This window comes from Pseudoalteromonas sp. SCSIO 43210, assembly GCF_054133285.1.
In genome coordinates, this window is record NZ_CP087225.1 from 1,459,324 (window position 1) to 1,477,200 (window position 17,877).

Annotated in this window: 20 protein-coding genes and 1 pseudogene; 15 read left to right on the forward strand and 6 right to left on the reverse strand. The window is 37.6% G+C overall.

The window, feature by feature from the left end:
* Positions 1 to 132 precede the first annotated feature (132 nt).
* The 5 genes and pseudogenes from LOS73_RS06445 (at position 133) to LOS73_RS06465 (ending at position 5,903) form a co-directional block, all read left to right on the forward strand.
* Positions 133 to 1,878, forward strand: coding sequence for an HAD-IIB family hydrolase (locus LOS73_RS06445; protein ID WP_457934697.1), 1,746 nt, complete (start codon positions 133 to 135; stop codon positions 1,876 to 1,878).
* A complete protein-coding gene (locus LOS73_RS06450) occupies positions 1,871 to 3,103 on the forward strand; it encodes a glycosyltransferase family protein (protein WP_007378875.1) in 1,233 nt (410 codons plus the stop codon). The genes LOS73_RS06445 and LOS73_RS06450 overlap by 8 nt, the downstream gene beginning before the upstream one ends.
* Before the next feature lie 39 nt (positions 3,104 to 3,142).
* Positions 3,143 to 4,919 (forward strand): annotated as a pseudogene (locus LOS73_RS06455) (sugar phosphorylase).
* A gap of 135 nt (positions 4,920 to 5,054) precedes the next feature.
* A complete protein-coding gene (locus tag LOS73_RS06460; RefSeq protein ID WP_007378873.1) occupies positions 5,055 to 5,444 on the forward strand; it encodes a cytochrome b562 in 390 nt (129 codons plus the stop codon).
* Positions 5,445 to 5,516: 72 nt separating this feature from the next.
* Positions 5,517 to 5,903: an OsmC family protein gene (locus LOS73_RS06465; RefSeq protein ID WP_096794534.1), complete on the forward strand. Its 387-nt coding sequence runs from the start codon at positions 5,517 to 5,519 to the stop codon at positions 5,901 to 5,903.
* A 63-nt stretch (positions 5,904 to 5,966) separates the two neighbouring features.
* Here the strand turns inward: LOS73_RS06465 and ykgO are convergent, their stop codons facing one another.
* Positions 5,967 to 6,101, reverse strand: a complete 135-nt coding sequence (ykgO, locus tag LOS73_RS06470) for a type B 50S ribosomal protein L36 (protein ID WP_007378871.1) — start codon at positions 6,099 to 6,101, stop codon at positions 5,967 to 5,969.
* Entirely contained in the window at positions 6,101 to 6,367 is a 267-nt protein-coding gene (locus tag LOS73_RS06475) for a type B 50S ribosomal protein L31 (RefSeq protein WP_007378870.1), read from the reverse strand. Before LOS73_RS06475 ends, ykgO begins: the two co-directional genes overlap by 1 nt.
* 239 nt (positions 6,368 to 6,606) lie before the next feature.
* Between LOS73_RS06475 and LOS73_RS06480 the strand changes: the two genes are divergently transcribed.
* Both LOS73_RS06480 and LOS73_RS06485 read left to right on the forward strand, forming a co-directional pair.
* Complete coding sequence (locus LOS73_RS06480) at positions 6,607 to 6,876, forward strand: hypothetical protein (RefSeq protein ID WP_007378869.1); 270 nt, start codon at positions 6,607 to 6,609, stop codon at positions 6,874 to 6,876.
* 183 nt (positions 6,877 to 7,059) lie between these two features.
* The gene (locus LOS73_RS06485) at positions 7,060 to 7,356 is read left to right on the forward strand and encodes a hypothetical protein (RefSeq protein ID WP_007378868.1); all 297 of its coding nucleotides are present in this window, start codon (positions 7,060 to 7,062) and stop codon (positions 7,354 to 7,356) included.
* A gap of 32 nt (positions 7,357 to 7,388) precedes the next feature.
* Here LOS73_RS06485 and LOS73_RS06490 read toward each other — a convergent pair whose 3' ends face one another.
* Positions 7,389 to 8,276, reverse strand: coding sequence for a LysR family transcriptional regulator (locus LOS73_RS06490; RefSeq protein WP_096794536.1), 888 nt, complete (start codon positions 8,274 to 8,276; stop codon positions 7,389 to 7,391).
* 116 nt (positions 8,277 to 8,392) lie between these two features.
* Between LOS73_RS06490 and LOS73_RS06495 the strand changes: the two genes are divergently transcribed.
* The 7 genes from LOS73_RS06495 to LOS73_RS06525 all read left to right on the forward strand — a co-directional run bounded on the left by LOS73_RS06495 (position 8,393) and on the right by LOS73_RS06525 (position 13,133).
* Positions 8,393 to 9,565 carry an MFS transporter gene (locus LOS73_RS06495; protein ID WP_457934699.1) on the forward strand — a complete coding sequence of 391 codons (1,173 nt, stop codon included), beginning with the start codon at positions 8,393 to 8,395 and terminating at the stop codon, positions 9,563 to 9,565.
* 416 nt (positions 9,566 to 9,981) lie between these two features.
* On the forward strand, positions 9,982 to 10,797 hold the full coding sequence (gene dkgB, locus LOS73_RS06500; RefSeq protein ID WP_007378672.1) for a 2,5-didehydrogluconate reductase DkgB: 816 nt from the start codon (positions 9,982 to 9,984) through the stop codon (positions 10,795 to 10,797).
* Between the two features lie 79 nt (positions 10,798 to 10,876).
* Positions 10,877 to 11,164, forward strand: coding sequence for a putative quinol monooxygenase (locus tag LOS73_RS06505; RefSeq protein ID WP_007378673.1), 288 nt, complete (start codon positions 10,877 to 10,879; stop codon positions 11,162 to 11,164).
* Between the two features lie 193 nt (positions 11,165 to 11,357).
* Positions 11,358 to 11,531 carry a hypothetical protein gene (locus LOS73_RS06510; RefSeq protein ID WP_457934700.1) on the forward strand — a complete coding sequence of 58 codons (174 nt, stop codon included), beginning with the start codon at positions 11,358 to 11,360 and terminating at the stop codon, positions 11,529 to 11,531.
* A 26-nt stretch (positions 11,532 to 11,557) separates the two neighbouring features.
* Complete coding sequence (locus tag LOS73_RS06515; protein WP_010553058.1) at positions 11,558 to 11,716, forward strand: hypothetical protein; 159 nt, start codon at positions 11,558 to 11,560, stop codon at positions 11,714 to 11,716.
* A gap of 109 nt (positions 11,717 to 11,825) precedes the next feature.
* Positions 11,826 to 12,230 carry a hypothetical protein gene (locus LOS73_RS06520; RefSeq protein ID WP_457934701.1) on the forward strand — a complete coding sequence of 135 codons (405 nt, stop codon included), beginning with the start codon at positions 11,826 to 11,828 and terminating at the stop codon, positions 12,228 to 12,230.
* 138 nt (positions 12,231 to 12,368) lie between these two features.
* Positions 12,369 to 13,133 carry a 2-keto-4-pentenoate hydratase gene (locus LOS73_RS06525; RefSeq protein ID WP_457934702.1) on the forward strand — a complete coding sequence of 255 codons (765 nt, stop codon included), beginning with the start codon at positions 12,369 to 12,371 and terminating at the stop codon, positions 13,131 to 13,133.
* Between the two features lie 75 nt (positions 13,134 to 13,208).
* On the opposite strand, the gene LOS73_RS06530 is transcribed toward LOS73_RS06525, so the two are convergent.
* Both LOS73_RS06530 and LOS73_RS06535 read right to left on the reverse strand, forming a co-directional pair.
* Positions 13,209 to 14,069: a delta-class carbonic anhydrase gene (locus LOS73_RS06530; protein WP_008137213.1), complete on the reverse strand. Its 861-nt coding sequence runs from the start codon at positions 14,067 to 14,069 to the stop codon at positions 13,209 to 13,211.
* Between the two features lie 129 nt (positions 14,070 to 14,198).
* A complete protein-coding gene (locus tag LOS73_RS06535) occupies positions 14,199 to 14,852 on the reverse strand; it encodes a DUF6058 family natural product biosynthesis protein (protein ID WP_007378679.1) in 654 nt (217 codons plus the stop codon).
* A gap of 171 nt (positions 14,853 to 15,023) precedes the next feature.
* Between LOS73_RS06535 and dapA the strand changes: the two genes are divergently transcribed.
* A complete protein-coding gene (gene dapA, locus LOS73_RS06540) occupies positions 15,024 to 15,941 on the forward strand; it encodes a 4-hydroxy-tetrahydrodipicolinate synthase (RefSeq protein WP_033030133.1) in 918 nt (305 codons plus the stop codon).
* A gap of 57 nt (positions 15,942 to 15,998) precedes the next feature.
* Here dapA and LOS73_RS06545 read toward each other — a convergent pair whose 3' ends face one another.
* The gene (locus LOS73_RS06545; RefSeq protein ID WP_033030135.1) at positions 15,999 to 17,819 is read right to left on the reverse strand and encodes an Lnb N-terminal periplasmic domain-containing protein; all 1,821 of its coding nucleotides are present in this window, start codon (positions 17,817 to 17,819) and stop codon (positions 15,999 to 16,001) included.
* Positions 17,820 to 17,877: the final 58 nt, after the last annotated feature.

The following is a 17,877-nucleotide window of genomic DNA, read 5'->3' on the forward strand; positions in this document are numbered from 1 at the left end:
TTAAAAATATTGCACCAAAATAGCGCATTTTCAATGCGCTATTTTTTTAACCTACTAATAAATATACAAAAATAATAATGGTCTATTACCTGCATTTAATTTCCAGAACGCATCGTATGCAAAGGAGTTACTATGTCAGAGGCCAATATTGTGGATATAACCCCGTTTTTAGCAAAGCACCAACTGCCTTTAAAGTATCAATATTTGAGTGAGCAATACTTTGTTCCACTCGCGCATGACATCCTCGAATCTAAAAAAACAAATACTCCTATTTTTGTTGCCATAAATGGATGCCAAGGATCAGGGAAAACAACACTCGCTGATTTTTTAGTTACGTGGTTTTCTAAAAACACATCCCTTAACAGTGTCGCATTATCTATTGACGATTTTTATTTAGCTAAGCAAGCGCGTAAACAACTTGCTGAGGATGTTCATCCACTATTTGCAACTCGTGGAGTACCAGGTACTCATGACACGGAGTTGATGAATAGCACTATTTCGCAGCTATTAGCAGGTGATATAAATGTGCCATTACCACGCTTTAATAAACACATTGATGATTGCGTTTCTCAAAATGAATGGTTAGCTAATTCAACGCCTGTCGATATTGTTATTTTAGAAGGATGGTGTGTAGGCAGTGAGCCGCAGCCATTATTTTCATTGAGTGAACCGCTTAATGAGTTGGAGCAGCTTCATGATAAGGAGGGCGTGTGGCGTCGTTGTATAAACAGTTGTTTAGCCAATGAGTATAAAGCAATTTTTAATAAAATTGATTACACCGTAATGCTTAAAGCGCCAAGCTTTAGTGATGTATTTACATGGAGACAAGAGCAAGAGCAAAAACTAATTGCTAAAGAAGGTGCAGGATCAGGCACGATGACTAATGCGCAGTTAGTGTGGTTTATTTCTCATTTTGAGCGTATTACACGCGAAAATTTAAATACTTTGAGCAGTAAAGCAAACGCACTGATTGAGCTTGATGCTAATCGCGATATAAGTGGGATGCATTTAATTAGCGATGACACCCTTCAGCCAATTATTTTTACCGATTTAGATGGCACTTTACTCGATCATAGCGATTACAACACCAGTAATGTGAGTGTGTTATTGCAACAGTTACAAAACGCACATATCCCGGTGGTGTTTAATACCAGTAAAACATTTTGCGAAGTGGTTGAAATTAAAAACGAATTAAACATCCAACAGCCTTTTATTGTTGAAAATGGCGCTGCAGTTTATATACCCGATCACTACTTTGAACTTAAACCGATTGGTTGTAAAAAAGTTGGCGCTTATTGGTGTTTTGCATTAGCTAAGCCTTTGTCGCGTTTATTAAGTGATTTAGAGTCGCTCGATTCTAAATACAAAGCGCATTATAAATTATTTAGTAACTTAACCGGTGAACAAATCTCTGAGTTAACAGGGTTGAGTGACGAACAAGCAAGGCGTGCGCAAACGCGAGACTACTCAGATCCACTTTATTGGTATGGCAATGATGACTTACTAAATACCTTTGTCGAAGATGTTAAAGCGCTTGGTTACGACATAAAAGTAGGAGGGCGCTTTATTCATATTGCCAAAAATACAGACAAAAGCGCTGCACAGCAGTGGTTAGTTAAGCAGTTTACCCATCACTTTAGAAAGCCTCTCACAGTCATAGCATTGGGCGATAGCGATAACGATAAGCAAATGTTAGAGCAAGCCAATATTGCCATTATTATTGCAAATCCGGCGAGCAAAAAACCGGTTAAATTGTCACATAACAAGGCACGCTATTCACAATCGCCAGCACCATTAGGTTGGATTGAAGAAATAACATCACTACCTTGTATTAACAGTATTTTAAGTATTACTGAGGAGCAAACATCTCATGGCTGATTTTTACCAAAATGGCGTAATTACTACATTACACAATATAGCCGACCGACCAATTGAAGAGCTAGAAAAAGAATTAATCGGGTTTAGTAAGCAGCGTCCAATGGGGCTTATATTACCATCGTTATTTAGCGAGTTAGAAGGCCCTGCGCTGCAAAATATAGTTAGCGAGTTGCGTGAAGTACCGTATTTATCGCAAATTACTATTGGCCTAGATAGAGCTGACGAAGCACAGTATCGCCACGCACTTGGTTTTTTTAAACAGTTAAATCAAAACCACAAAGTACTTTGGAACGACGGCCCGCGCTTACAAGCTCTTGATAAAGAATTACAAGAGCTAGGCGTAGCGCCAAGAGAGCTTGGAAAAGGCCGAAATGTTTGGTACTGCATGGGTTATAAGCTAGCAACAGCAGAAGTAGAATCTATCGCGCTGCATGATTGCGATATTTTAACCTATGACAGAAGCCTACTTGCTCGCTTAATTTACCCTGTTGCGCATCCGCGTTTTAACTATGAATTTTGTAAAGGCTTTTACCCGCGTACAGCAAACGGAAAAATTAACGGCCGTGTATCACGCTTATTAGTAACGCCACTACTGCGTTCATTCAAAACTATATTAGGTAACCGCGACTATTTGGAATACATGGACTCATTTAGATACCCATTAGCAGGTGAGTTTTCGTTCAGACGTGATGTATTAAACGACATTCGCATCCCAAGTGATTGGGGATTAGAAATTGGCGTACTAAGTGAAATGTATCGTAATTATTCACATAATCGTTTGTGCCAAGTAGATATCGCCGATAACTACGATCACAAACACCAAGCACTATCACTTGATGATCAAAGTGCTGGGTTATCTAAGATGTCGATTGATATAACCAAAGCTTTATTTAGAAAGCTAGCAACACAAGGCGTTACTTTTACCAGTGAAACTATTCGCTCACTCAAAGCAACGTATTACCGTATTGGTTTAGATTTTATAGAAACCTACCATAATGATGCAATAATGAATGGCTTAACGCTTGATGTGCATCAAGAAGAAAAAGCAGTAGAAATGTTTGCACAAAATATTATGAATGCAGGGCAACAATTTTTAGATAACCCAATGGAAGCGCCATTTGTACCAAGTTGGAACCGTGTTGTGTCAGCAATGCCAGATGTATTTGAGCGCTTAAAAGAAGCAGTGGAGTTAGATAACAAAGAATATAGCCAACCTAAAAAATAAATGTTCAGGCTAAGTAACTAAAAAATAAAAGGGGCGCATGTGAGCACAGTTAACGAACTATTTTTACAGCGGGTAGAGCAACATCTTCGAATAATTTATGAGGATGTTGAACTGCCCTTATCAATTGCTGAGCTTGCTCAGCAATTGATTAAGATTATTTTAGGCAGCAGTCCACTGCGCGACCCGACACCGCATACAAACAGGTGGGATGAACAAGATATAGTATTGATAGCTTATGGCGATTCAATTATTAAGCATGATAATAGTGATTTTGCGGTATCAAGCCCAATGGAAGCTCCGCTCAAAACACTACACCGATTTATAAAAGATCAATGCGATATGCAACTTAATGCGCTGCATATATTACCATTTTACCCGTACAGCTCAGACGAAGGCTTTGCAGTAATGAACTACGTGCAAGTTAACGAATCGCTAGGGGATTGGGGGATATTCAAAACATAGCCAAAGATGTAAAGCTAATGGCTGATTTAGTAATTAACCATTGCTCAAGCAGAAGCGTATGGTTTGAGAATTTTTTAAACGATTTACACCCAGGTAAAGATTACTTTAAAACGGCAAGCTTAACTGATGATTTAAGCCAAGTTGTACGCCCGCGTACCTCATCGTTATTAAATACAGTAACAACGCCAAGCGGCGAAAAACACGTATGGTGCACGTTTAGTCACGATCAGGTTGATTTTGATTTTGGCAATCCTGATGTACTTAAAGAGTTTGTGGGCATAATTCGGCATTATTTAGACAACGGTGTGCGCTTATTTAGACTCGATGCAGTTGCTTTTTTATGGAAGCAACTAAATACAAATTGTATTAACTTACCACAAACACATGAAGCCGTAAGGCTAATGCGCACGCTTATTGAGCATGTAGAGCCAAGTGTGGTCATAATTACCGAAACCAATATTCCAAATCAAGAAAACCTATCGTATTTTGGTAACGCCAATGAAGCGCATGCGATTTACAACTTTGCACTGCCACCATTATTGCTACACACTTTGTTAAGTGGTGATAGCACAGCACTTAAACACTGGATGATGAGTATGCCGCCGGCGCAAAACGGCACAGCCTACTTTAACTTTATAGCATCGCATGACGGAATTGGGCTTAGGCCAATTGAGGGTTTATTAGAACCTAGCGAAGTGGCTTCACTCGTAAGCACAACGATGCAATTTGGTGGGCGTGTTTCAATGCGTACCAGTAATGACGGCACACATACCCCGTATGAGCTAAACATTGCATTATTCGATGCGCTACAAGGAACACATAACGGCCCAGACAAATTTGGACTTGAACGGTTTATGTGTGCACACGCAATTATGTTTGCACTTGAGGGAATACCAGGGCTTTATATCCATAGTTTACTTGGCACAACAAACGATTACGAGCGTTTTGAAAACTCTCAACACAACAGAGCCATTAACCGTCATCGTTGGCAAGAGTCAAAATTGTTAGCAGCGATTGGTGAAAAATACAGCCATCATCATAAAGTATTTATTGGTATTAAAGCGTTATTGGGTGTACGTAAAAAGCAAAGTGCGTTTCATCCTAATGCCACGCAGTTTACGCTGCATTTAGCGGGGGATTATTTGGTTTTTGGCGACAAAGCATCGATCGAAAGCAAAGTATATTTTGTGTTTATAATATAAGCGATAAAGCACAAACCTTAATACTAGCCGATTTAAACCTAATTAATACGCAGCAATGGTTCGATTTAGTCGCAGTAAACACAATAGAAGAAGGGCAGCTAAATATTGAACTCGAGCCATATCAAAGCGTGTGGTTGAGCAACCTGCAGTAAATATTTTTAACGATTTAAATATAAAACTAACTGTAAAGGGGCTTTACAGTTAGTTTTAAGCCATTTCACTACCCGAGTTACTTTCTTTTCTATCCTTGATACAATCTGTATGTTTTTAACTTAGTAAGGTTGTTCATGAAGTCTTTTTATATATTTTTCACATTGTTATTTAGCTCATTAGCATTTGCTGATCAGCCTGTTGATCTCGAAATAAACATGAAAAACACAGGCCTTGCTTATAAACAAGCAGTACAAGCAACTGATCTAGTAGAATTTAATATCGCAATCGATAAGTTTATTAAGCTGGCAAAAGTAAGTAAAACAGCCAAATTTTATAAAGAGCCCGAACAGTCATTACAAGGCCTTGATAAAGTAATTGCTCAGGCTGAGCTTGCTAAAAATGCGGCTAATAAACAAGGGCTCGCAGGGGCGAAAGCATCATTAAAAAATATAGATGATTTACGTAAAAAATATCACAAACTACATGAGCCACCAGGCTTTTTTGAATTATTGTTTGGTTCGTAATCTAGGCTCAAACTAAAAAATTATGTATTAGTAAATATTTTAACCAACATTTAGGTTATATAAGGAATAACAATGGAAATTTCAGTTTCAATGTTAGAAGGCCAAAAGCAAAGTGCAAAATTTGGCGATTTAGAAGTGATAAGCGATCAAAGTATTGCTGCGGGTGGGAGTGCCGAACACCCTGAACCTTTTGACTATTTTTTAGTGAGCATGGTGCTATGCGCAGGGTTTTACGCACGAAAATTTTGTGAACAACGTGATATTTCTACACAAGGAATGACGCTAACGCAAAACAATGAAAACGTTGATGACAATGGTAAAAAGTTATTTGCTATTGAAATTAACCTACCAGAGGGTTTTCCTGAAAAATATAAAAAAGCCCTTATAGCTGCTGTTAATACGTGTACTGTTAAAAAAGTAATTCAGGCCGTGCCTGAATTTTCAGTCATTGTAAAATAGTAACGTCCTAAAATTAGGTAGCTTAAATAAGCTACCTAATTATGTATTAATACCCCGCTGAGATTACTTCTTTTTCATCCCTTGAACGGCTTTAAAGCGAGGGTTGCTTTTACAGATAACAAATACACGGCCTTTGCGTTTAACTATTTGACAACCAGCGCGCTGTTTTGCACTTTTGAGTGAGCTAAGTACCTTCATTATTTTTCCTCTTTTTTACTCGTTGAAACACCTTTAAATCGACGATTAAACTGTGCAACACGACCATCTGTGGTTACGGTTTTTTGCTTACCTGTATAGAAAGGGTGTGAATCACTCGACACATCAATAGGCACATACGGATAAGTTTTACCGTCTACCTCAACAGTGCGGTTGGTTTTAATTGTTGAACCGATAATAAAATAAGAGTCGGCAGCGGTGTCGTGAAAAGCAACTACTTGGTAGTCAGGGTGAATATTTGGTTTCATAATGCGCCTCAATAAATGATATGTGATAATGTATCATTTAATTTAACGCATTTTTTTGTGCTTTGCAAATAGTTTTAAAAGCAGTGAAAAGCACCAGTTTGATGGCTATTTGTGCAAATAAATCAAAAAATAAGCACTTAGATTAAAAATGCTGGCTATTAGCGTTTAGGCTGTTATAACTATATTTAAGCTAATAAAAACGTTAAAACCGCATTTACAGTTGATCACAGAGGTAATGTATGAGCGACGCAGTACAACAACAAGAAAAAATAGATCAAGGGGTGATGGATACCCTAAGAGAGCGTGACCATAGTGCCTTAGCACATCAACTTAATCCTTTAAGTTGTAACCACAACGACATTGTTGAGTTATTGGCACAATATATGGCACTCAGTGAGCAAGACAATGATGAATTGTTTGACGATTGGTTTGATAATTTATCTAAAGAACAGCATACGGTATTAAAAGTTTTTGAAATTTATCGAGGTCAATATGAGCATCAAAACTAATATTGTTTTAGATGCTTAGTTTTACTCTAAATACGAATAATTTAACTTTATGATTAAAGCGTTATTAGACTAATATAAATTTACTCTCTGATTAAAGTTTGGTTATACCGAGCTAAATTAGTTTAATAATTTCAAGTTTTTAAGAAATGTTTGTTAAAATTAGTCAGTTAACAGGAGTCAACAGTGGCAGACATTAATAAGTTAGTAAATAATATAAAAACAATAGTGAAAGATAATCAAATACCGCTTAATAAACTAATGACACCTGACTTTATTAGCTCACATACAAAGTATAATGATTTTGATAGTTTATTGGCCGGAGGCGGTTTTGAAATAACGGATGAAAAACAATTTAATTTATTTCCTAGTAACGATTGGGAAGCGTACATAACTAGGCAAACGCAGTTTATATCATGGAGAGAGATGAGGATGAGAGCCATGGTTATTTATGTTGGTTATCAAATAACACTCGATGATTAATTTATTACCTTTATTATTTCTATTTTAAAAGATCACAAAGTTAGTTTTGGTTTTATAAAATCTAAAAAAGCGACAATACGAGACGAAACTGCGCTGTTTTTATAATAAACCGCTTGTATAATTTCACGATTATTTGGCCTCATAACCGCATTGGGTAGTAATTCAATAAGTCGCTTTTCATTTATGTCATTTCCAATCATAAAATCCGAAAGTAAAGCAATGCCTTGCCCTACTAAACATAATTGTCGTACTGTCTCTCCGCTACTCGCGCTCAGCGAATAGCTTAGTTTTAAAGGTTGAATTAACGGCCAGCTATTAAGTTTAGGTGAGTCGGTAAAACCAATTAATTTATGGCTGGTTAAATCATTTATAGCATTAATTTTAGGGTTACTTTTTAAATACTCAGGGCTTGCGACTATTCGCAGTTTACTATGGCCTAACTTACGAGCATGTAGGTTTGAGTCCTTTAAATCACCAATGCGTATGGCTAGGTCTGTTTTATGTTCAAGTAAATCAATAATGCTATCGTGCGAGGTTATATCAAGCGTTATGTGCGGGTATTGCTTAGCAAATTCGCCAATTAAAGGCGTAAGTTGGTGCAATACAAAAGGGCTTGCCGCATCTATTCGCAGCTTGCCACTTGGCGCTTGTTTTAAAAGCTTTATGGCTTCTTCTCCGGTATAAAGCGTATTTAATCCTTCGCGCGCATATTTTATAAAAGTATGGCCTTCTTCGGTAAGCTCTAATCGGCGTGTTGTTCTGTTTAGCAAAGTGCATTGCAGTGTATTTTCAAGGCGTGATACAGCTCGCGACACTTTAGCCACTTGTTGATCGAGCAAATTAGCCGCCCCCGAAAAGCTTCCGCAATCGACTACCGTTATAAACGTTTCTAAATCTTCAGTTTTTGAATGAACAGCCATAAATATACCAACACCATCTTTGCATTATTAACAAAAGTATTTTGTCACTAATGCTATTTTTTGCAAACGATATTTTAGCCAAACTATATTCTTCATATATTAATGAGGATATAACTATGCCATTGGCTTTGTGGGCGCTTACCTTAAGCGCATTTGCAATAGGAACAACTGAGTTTGTAATAGTGGGGTTAGTACCCACCATTGCAAACGACTTAGGCGTAAGCCTACCTTCAGCGGGTTTGCTTGTAAGTTTATATGCGGTTGGCGTTGCTATTGGTGCACCGGTGCTAACAGCTTTAACGGGTCGTTGGAATCGTAAAGTGGTCTTAATAAGCTTAATGGGCTTGTTTGTATTGGGTAACTTACTTGCTTGGCAAGCGCCAAGTTACGAAACATTAATACTTGCGCGCATTTTAACGGGGCTTGCCCATGGTGTGTTTTTTTCAATCGGATCGATGATTGCCACAAGTCTAGTAAGCAAAGACAAAGAAGCCAGTGCAATTGCCATTATGTTTACCGGGCTTACTGTAGCACTCGTAACTGGTGTGCCACTAGGTACATGGATTGGACAACACTTTGGTTGGCGTGCAACGTTTTTAGTTGTGTCGGTATTAGGTTTAATTGCATTAATCGGCAGCTCTATTTTAGTGCCAAAAAACTTAAAACAATCAATACCAGCCACGTTTAAAGAACAACTACAAGTAATTGTAAAACCGCGTTTATTACTCGTGTATTTAATGACGATATTGGGCTACGGCGGCACGTTTACAGCGTTTACTTATTTAGCACCTATTTTAGAGCAACAAACAGGCTTTGCGCCTTCGGCTATTGCCTTAATAATGCTTGTTTACGGCGTATCGGTAGCGGTAGGTAATATTTGGGGTGGAAAGTTGGCCGACAAGCGCGGCCCAATTAGCGCTTTGAGTATTATATTCAGCGCTTTGAGTGTTATTTTACTGATATTTACCTTTACGATGGAATCAAAAATTGCCGCTGTACTTACTATTCTAGTCTGGGGCGCATTTGCTTTTGGTAATGTGCCAGGCTTGCAACTTTATGTAGTAAAGCAAGCACAAAAGCACACGCCAAATGCGGTAGATGTTGCATCAGGTTTAAACATAGCCGCATTTAATATTGGTATTGCACTTGGCTCAATTATTGGTGGTAGCGTAGTAGAGAGCATGACCCTGCAAGACACAGCATGGATAGGCGCTGTTATCTCTGTTTTAGCACTCGGTGTTACACGCTACAGCGGTATGCTTGATAAACGTGAAATTCAGCAAGCATAAAGTCTTAGCAGGGTCTGTTGACCTTTTAGGATTAAATTTGTTCAATCTAGGGAGGATTTAATCACGGAGCGAGGTTTGTAACCTAGTGGGCTAAGTAAAAATCGAGGGACAAAGAGTAAATCCACCCTAGGAAGAACCTACAGGCAGCGCGTATTTAGCATTTATGCTGCGTTATCGCCTACTTATGTGGAGCAACCACACTGCATAGGCTCTGCCTTGCCTAAATACCAAATACACTGCTGCAAATGTAATCTCTAAAGATTAACAGACCCTAACCTTGAAACTAAAATTAATGACCTCATACCTGTTATAAGGTCATAGATTTTTAAGTGACAGTCGCAATAAGAAGTAAAAGGTGTATTTCGTAAAGCTTTAAAAGAGCTTGTTTTTAACCGATTATTTTATAAGGATAAACCATGACAAAACGTGTAATAGAAATGCCAGAACTAGGTATGGGAACATTCCGCTTAGAGGGCGACACGGCCTATAACTCAGTAAAAATGGCGCTCGAAGTTGGGTTTCGCCATATTGATACCGCACAAATTTATGGCAACGAAGAGCAAGTAGGTCAAGCCATAAAAGACAGTAATATTCCGCGCAGTGAAATATTTTTAACTACCAAAGTATGGAATAACAAATTAAATAAAAGCGACTTTATTCCAAGCGTTAAAAAGTCACTTGAAAAGCTACAAGTTGATTCGGTCGACTTACTGCTAATTCATTGGCCATCGCCTGCTAACGACGAGCCAATGAGTGAATACCTCACTGAATTACTAAAAGCGAAGCAGCTTGGTTTAACTAAGCACATTGGTGTATCAAACTTCACCATTGCAAACTTAAATGAAGCAATGCAAACACTCGACTCGCGTGAAATATTTACCAATCAGGTTGAGGTTCACCCATATTTAACTAATACTAGATTGCGTGCGTTTTGTGCTCAGCACGATATACACGTAACGGCGTACATGCCATTTGTAGTAGGCAAAGTACTTAAAGATCAAACCATTATCGACATTGCTAAAAAGCACGATGCAAGTCCAGCACAAGTTGTTTTAGCATGGGTTAACGCCAGCGGTATGACGACAATTCCATCATCAACTAAGCGCAAAAATTTAGAAGATAACTTTAACGACCACGTTAAATTAGATGATGAAGACATAGCCCGCATTGATGGCCTAGATTGTGGCGACCGCCAAGCAACACCAGACTTTGCGCCGCAGTGGGATCAGTAAACTTACCTCAAACGCAAAGTTAAACTAAATATTTTAAGGTGTAGATTATCTACACCTTAACTTTTAAAAAGGAATACACATGTTAACGGTTATAGCGGCACTGTCGTGCAAAAATATTGATGCAGATGTGATGCTTACAGCACTTGAAAACTTACAAAAGTCATCGCGCCAAGAAGTAGGGTGCTTACGTTATGAACTATCGGTAAAAAGTGATGATGAACATACCGATTACGTTGTTAGCGAACAGTGGGCGTCTGACGAACACTTTGAAGCGCATAAAAACGAGCCACACTTTAAAGCGTTTGGTATGCAAGTTACTGGGCTTTTAACCAATAGTAGTATCGATGTATATAAATCAATTGGTTAAATTATTTTTATAGTGCTTATTATGGTATGTATTAAAATACTTAGCTAAATTACATGTAATAAAGTAAATACTCAAATAGGACTCTTTTTATGAATTCGGAGTGTGTCGAAATCTAAGATAGTTTTGTAGTGAACGCCAAATTTTATGGTAATAGAAAATCTACTTGGCCCACCTGTTTTAGTTGATAATTCATATGGTTTTGCTCTTACTAATGCAAATTGATGATTCTTCTGTTAGCTTAGCAACTGACATGAAACTAGGTGGAAAACATGTGGCTCCTTCTTTAGTTGCTGAACTAGGCAAAGAAGCAAGTATCAATATTGATGGTAAAGAGCTTTCAGTTTTAGTAAGCAAATCAAGTAGCTAATAAGTTAAAAATTAGGAATATAATTAATGAAAAACTCAAGAAATGAAATAGTAAAATATGGAGTCTCTTTTGGTACAGCTCTAGCAATTGCTATTTCATGGAGTGCTAACGAGTCTGTGTTATGGGCAATTTTGCATGGTTTTTTATCTTGGTTTTATGTTATTTGGCATGTAATTACGCGATAAGTGCTTTCGCGTGTGCACTGATTGATTATGTAGACTGCGGTCAAGGTTAATAGTCGAGCAATTACCATTTAAAACGATTAAGTTAAAAATATAAAAGGAATAATTAATAATGAAAGGTGCGGGTGGAAGCTCTGGTGGTATTGGGCATTTTTTTATTGGTTTAATTATGATGTGCGGTGGCTTTTATATGCTGCTAAACGCAATTTCGGTGACTTCTAATTTTGGACTAAGCTCTCGCATTTATAGTGCTAATGCTTTAGGTGGCTTTGGCGTTACAGGCGGCATGGTTATGATCCCGTTTATTTTTGGTGTGGGCCTAATTTTTTATAATTCTAAAAACATTTTAGGCTGGGTGCTATCGCTTGGCTCGTTAACAGCACTAATATTTGGCGTTATATCGAGTGTTCGATTTAGTATGCGAACTATGACGTCGTTTGATTTGATTGTTATTATAATTTTAGCGTTTGGTGGCTTAGGGCTGTTTTTACGCTCGCTTAAATCTGTTGATACTTAACTAATTACCACGCTTTGTTTTAAATACAATTTTAATTATAGGCATTTAACATGATGTTCTAATGCCTAAACTAATATATGAATAATGTAATCCTTCCTATTTACTGCTTAACCAGTAATGTATTTTAAAGAGATTTATGTGAACAACTCAATACAGCTAAAACTAATTGCTACTCACTTATTAGCACAAAGAGAAGAAAACCCAGCACGTTCAAACTTTCCCAAAGAGTTAGAACTAGACTCGACTGACGATGCGATAGAAGTACAAAAGTTGATGATTTATTTAAATGATCAAACTGTATATGGCTGGAAGTGTATGCTGCCTTTAGATGATGGCTCAATTATATTAGCGCCTCTTTTACATGCACCTATAAAACAAGCTGAAAATTGCCCACTGTATACAACAAACAATAAAGCGCTTATTGAACCAGAAATTGCATTTATTTTACAAAGCGATTTACCAAGTAATAAAACCTATACAAATGAAGACGTGGATACTGCATTTGCCAGCGTCCACTTGGCACTTGAGCTTATTCAAAAAAGATTTGATGAAGACACTCCATGCACTCACATTGAAAAGATGGCTGATGGTTTATCTAATCAAGGCGTGTATTTAGGTCCACAAATAGATAAAGCCAAAGCGTATAACGCAAGTACTGTAAATATAAACGTTAAGCAAACTGAGCTGGAGTTAAATTTAGCGGGTGTGCATCCTGCAGAACTTGCGCAACTTCCACTTTATTGGGCAGTTAATTACTTATCAGCAAAGGGAATTAGCTTAAAAGCAGGGCAAGTGTTTATAACAGGTTCTTATTGTGGTGTTGTTGAGCTTAATACCAATGAGCAAACATGTATTACATATGAAGATTTAAATACATTTAATGTGACATTTTTATCCCATTAAGCGTAATACTCATTTTAACGGTCATAATAAAACAACCCACTAATTAGTGGGTTGTTTTATTAGGCTAAATTTTAATTATTTGATTTTAGAGAGTAATGCAGGGTTTATTACGAGATTTCTTACACCGTGAGCATGATCTTCATTAAAGGTATTACTTTCACACCACTTACCTACACTGTTTATATCTACTTTTGCTACTTTTGGTTTAACTGACCATGTTACTTGGAAAGGAGAGCCTGCCTCATTGTAACCAGGGCCAGTGGTAGAGCCGGTATAAATAACTGCTTCACCAGTATTAGTAAGTGCATTCGCTGCTTGGTAATAGCCATTAACCGATGACACGTTACTTATTTCGTTAAAATCAAGCGCGTTTGCATCGTTTACTAATACGTATACTTGCGCTTCAACACGTAGTTGCGGATTTTTAATCGAATCACTCAAACAACTACCCAGTGTAGGGCCAGGTTTAACCATTGCACTGCTATGCACATTGTGAACTTCAATGGTGTCGCCTACTGAAAGAGCGCCGTGTTCGCTCGGACAAATCTTTATTTTTGTAGGTTTGCTCTCATTTTTAGTTAAAGAGCCTGAATACACATAGCCACTTTGATAGCCATGACCATCGCCATTGCCTGCATATTTACTAAACTCGCCGCCGGCGTGTTCTGCATTTTTATGAAAATGGATATTGCATAAGTTCATTTGTGATGAAGCAGGCGCATCAGAAAATATTACTGTATTCTCGCCTTTATGATTATCAATATTACGCGGAGATTGAGGGCCAAAACCTTTATTAATTGTGTTTTTAGCAAGTGCGGCGCGCTGTGTTTTTACTACGTCATCGCTTACGTTCTCGTGGTTAGCTTTAGCAAGTGTATTAAAAGAAAGAATTGTGAGTGCAGCAGAAATTAAGCTTATTTTTGTTTTCATTGTCATTGAGTCAGTGCCTTTATTAAGGTGCTTTATTGCGAATTTTCGCTCGTTTGATACGTGATAGTTACGTTAATAGATCTCATTTAATCTAAAAATAATCCTAAAATAGTAAATAATCAACTTAATATAATGTTATTTAATAGACAAATCATACTTTAAAACAAGTGCATCAATGTAGCGAGTGCGTAATGTGCTTTGCTTTTCATGATCGGCACCATGACTCAGTGCACGGTTTAAAAGCTTCATAGCGGGATGTAAGTAAGAACGCTCGTCTTTGTCTAAACTCGCTTTACTTCGTAGTTCGGTAATATCGTCTACAACTAAGCGACCAATATCAACAGCGACTATTTCGTCTATTAATCCATTTTGAGTAAGTACGCCGTATTTACTGCATAAAAATTGTTGCCAGACTTGTTGTAAGTGCTCGTCTATTTCGCAGCCAAATAACTCTTCATTAAATTCAAACCCTTGCTGAGCTAATTTAGTCAAAATGGCAATGTATTGTTGTGCAAAGTAATTAAAAGCATGGCTTGATGATTCTATTTTTTGTTTTATTAAACCTTGCCCCCAATTTACACAGCCGCGTGGGTAGTAATCGTCATACTCTTCGCATTCATACAAACCTGAATATGAACTACAACTAAGTTGACTTTTAATACAATAACTTGGTTTGGGGAAAACACTTTGCTCTTGCCAAGTTAAAAGCATGTCTGAATCTATATTTAATGCTTGGCATAGTTCATCGGTGTTATAAAAATGAGTTGCTAAGTAGTCAGATAAACGCATAAAGCCTCTGGTATCGTTAAAATACAAATACTGTTTATATATACAGTATTTCATTTTGAATTAACAAACTCAATAACACAAGGTATTTTATAATTAAATATGCGCTTACAGCTCCAAAAGTACTGGCAAATATGTTACAAATAGCGCAAGTTTTATAAATAATGAATTTTTATGCGCACCCTAGAACAAATTAAACAAGCAAGCCTTATTACAGCGATTAAAACGCCATACTTAGCAAACGGTGAAATAGACCTAGCAAAGTATGATGAACTCGTTGCAATACAAATTGCAGCGGGCGTTGATGGCATTGTAGTCGGTGGCACAACAGGCGAAGGCCAGTTAATGAACTGGGAAGAGCATTTAATGCTTATAGCGCACAGTGCAAACAAGTATGGCGACAAACTGGTTATTGTTGGTAATACCGGTAGTAACAACACCCGTGAAGCGATTAAAGCAACTAAATATGGCTTTGCCAGCGGTATGGATGCAGCACTGCAAATTAACCCGTACTACGGACGTACGTCAATCGCAGGTGTTAAAGAGCACTTTAAGCGTGTGTTAGATATTGGCCCAGCCTTTATTTACAACGTAGCAGGGCGCACAGGTCAAGACCTAACACCTGATATTATTGAGCCACTTGCAAAGCACGAATATTTTATTGGTGTTAAAGAGTGTGGCGGCAATGAACGCATTGCCCATTATGAGCAACAAGGTATTGCATGTTGGTCGGGTAACGATGACGAAAGTCACGATGCACGCCACACACATAAAGCGCACGGTGTTATTTCGGTTACTTCTAACTTAATACCAGGGTTATTTCGCCAATTAATAGATACTAAAAATAACGAGCTAAATACTTCGTTACAACCATTAATGAACTGGTTGTTCTGTGAACCAAACCCGATTGCTATTAATACCGCGTTGATGATGACAGGTGCAGTAAATCCAGTATTTAGATTACCGTATTTACCGCTTAGCGATGAACAACAAAAAATCGGTTTACCATTAATAAATCAACTTAACGAAAGTGATGTAGTAGGCGGTAAGGCGCAGCGCTTAAATTTAGCTGATGTGTTAACTCTTCCTTAATTATAGTTTTCTGGCCATTAGTAATGCGTGTTTACATGCGTATACTTATGGCCTTATTTATTGCCAGTAGTAATTTAGTTTAAGTTTCCAGGTTGTTAAGTTTGTATGTTTATAACTAATGCGAACATCAAAATTTTGATTTATAGGTATTGATATTTCAGCTTGAGTTGTTGATTTTCCATCATTACCCAAGATAAATTGCTCGTGAGATACCCTTAATTTAATATCTGAATACAATGTTGTTATTGCACCTAGTGCCAACGATGAATCGTAAAGCTGCTCTGTTACTGCAAGCTTCCCTACATAAGCGTTAGCAAGCGTGAAAACCAGCGTTTTATTGTCATTAAACAAAAAAGATTTACCCAGCCCCCCCATTAAAAATGTGCTTGTACAGCTTTGGCAGAGTGTACTTTGCCTTTCAAACCCAGCATTAACTTTCCAAGACCAATTATTATCTTGTGGCCATTTTACATAGGCTGGCGAAAACGATTCTAAATCGAGTAGGTGTAACTTATCGACGTATAAATTTGAATTTAACAAAGACACTTCTAAATCAACCATTTCTAAGTTAGAAAACGCAATACGTGCCACATCTGAAGCTAACGAGTCAAAGTAACTGAGTCTAAAGCCTAACCCCAGGCTGCTTTGTTCATTTATACGTGTTGAAGAGGTAGAGATACTTGATGGTTTTTGACCTTTGTGAGGTGCTTGTTGAGAATATGACGAAACAATCATCTCGTTGCCAATAGAGAGCGCTAATCTCGCTTTAACGAGCGTGTTTTTTAAGCCTTTGATGTGCTCAACATTTTGTTTTTTTATTTGTTGTAATTGCACTAGTTCAAATAATGTTTCAATAATTCGCTTTTTACTTTTTACATCTAGTGTTGAAAATTCATTATGCTTAATAAACTCAGGTGAGTTGTATATCTTCTCTGCAATAGCTGATTCGTTGGCAGTGAGATTATCCATGAACTTAATAAAAACAGTGCTTCGGGATGGCGTAAATAGTATTTTTTTCAATAATTTATTGTTGTCATAGGAAGCTTGGTGCACTTTTGAAAAAACAGTTGTTGGGATCATCCACGGTGAGCTGTTATTTGTTAATTGCTCTCCAATGACGAGCTCAATTAGTTGCGCAATGTGAAAAGCGCAGTTTTCATCAGCAAAATAATAATCGAACTGTGCGCCGAGTAATTCCCACAAGTGATTTGCAATAAATGTTGTGTCGTCATTACTAAGGTTGAGCTTATATTCCCACAGGTCTCTTAGCTCTATTTCACCGTAGTTATGCTGATGGCGATAAAATAATTGATCGGAAAACCCGGCTTTATACCCACCAAATAACCCTTTAGTGATATACACAAGACCGTTTTCGTTTTCTGGCACATGAGCACCATAATTTATACTGTAATCGAGTAATTTATTTTTTGTGGCTGTTGAACGATTAAGTTTTAACAACAAATGGCCATAAAGTGACGCTGGATTACTCATGTAGCCTGATGCAAATATAAGGCTTATTGAATGAATAGGTTGCTCATCTCGCCATTTGAATAATTCGGGGCATAGAGCTTTGGGCTGAGAAAATGTTAATCCTTGTTTTTTTAACCACGAGTATCGAGCTGGGTACTTACATTGCATTTGCGAGTCGTTATTAAAGCGGTGCACGGTCGCCCTAAGTTCATCAAAAGGGCTCTGGTGGCCGTTGACAGATATAAAAAAAGACTTGTTGGTAATATAGCTTTTATCGAACGCAGGCTTTTTGTAATGACCTAGTTTTAACCATGTAGGGTGCTGGGCTAACTGCTGTAAATTTGTTGATGCTTGAAGGTTAAATGATGTAATAAAGAAAATAAAAAATATAAACGTATAAACTTTCATAAATACCCAACGGGCTTGGGGCAAAAAGAGTAAAGGGGCTAAATTAGCCCCTTTATAA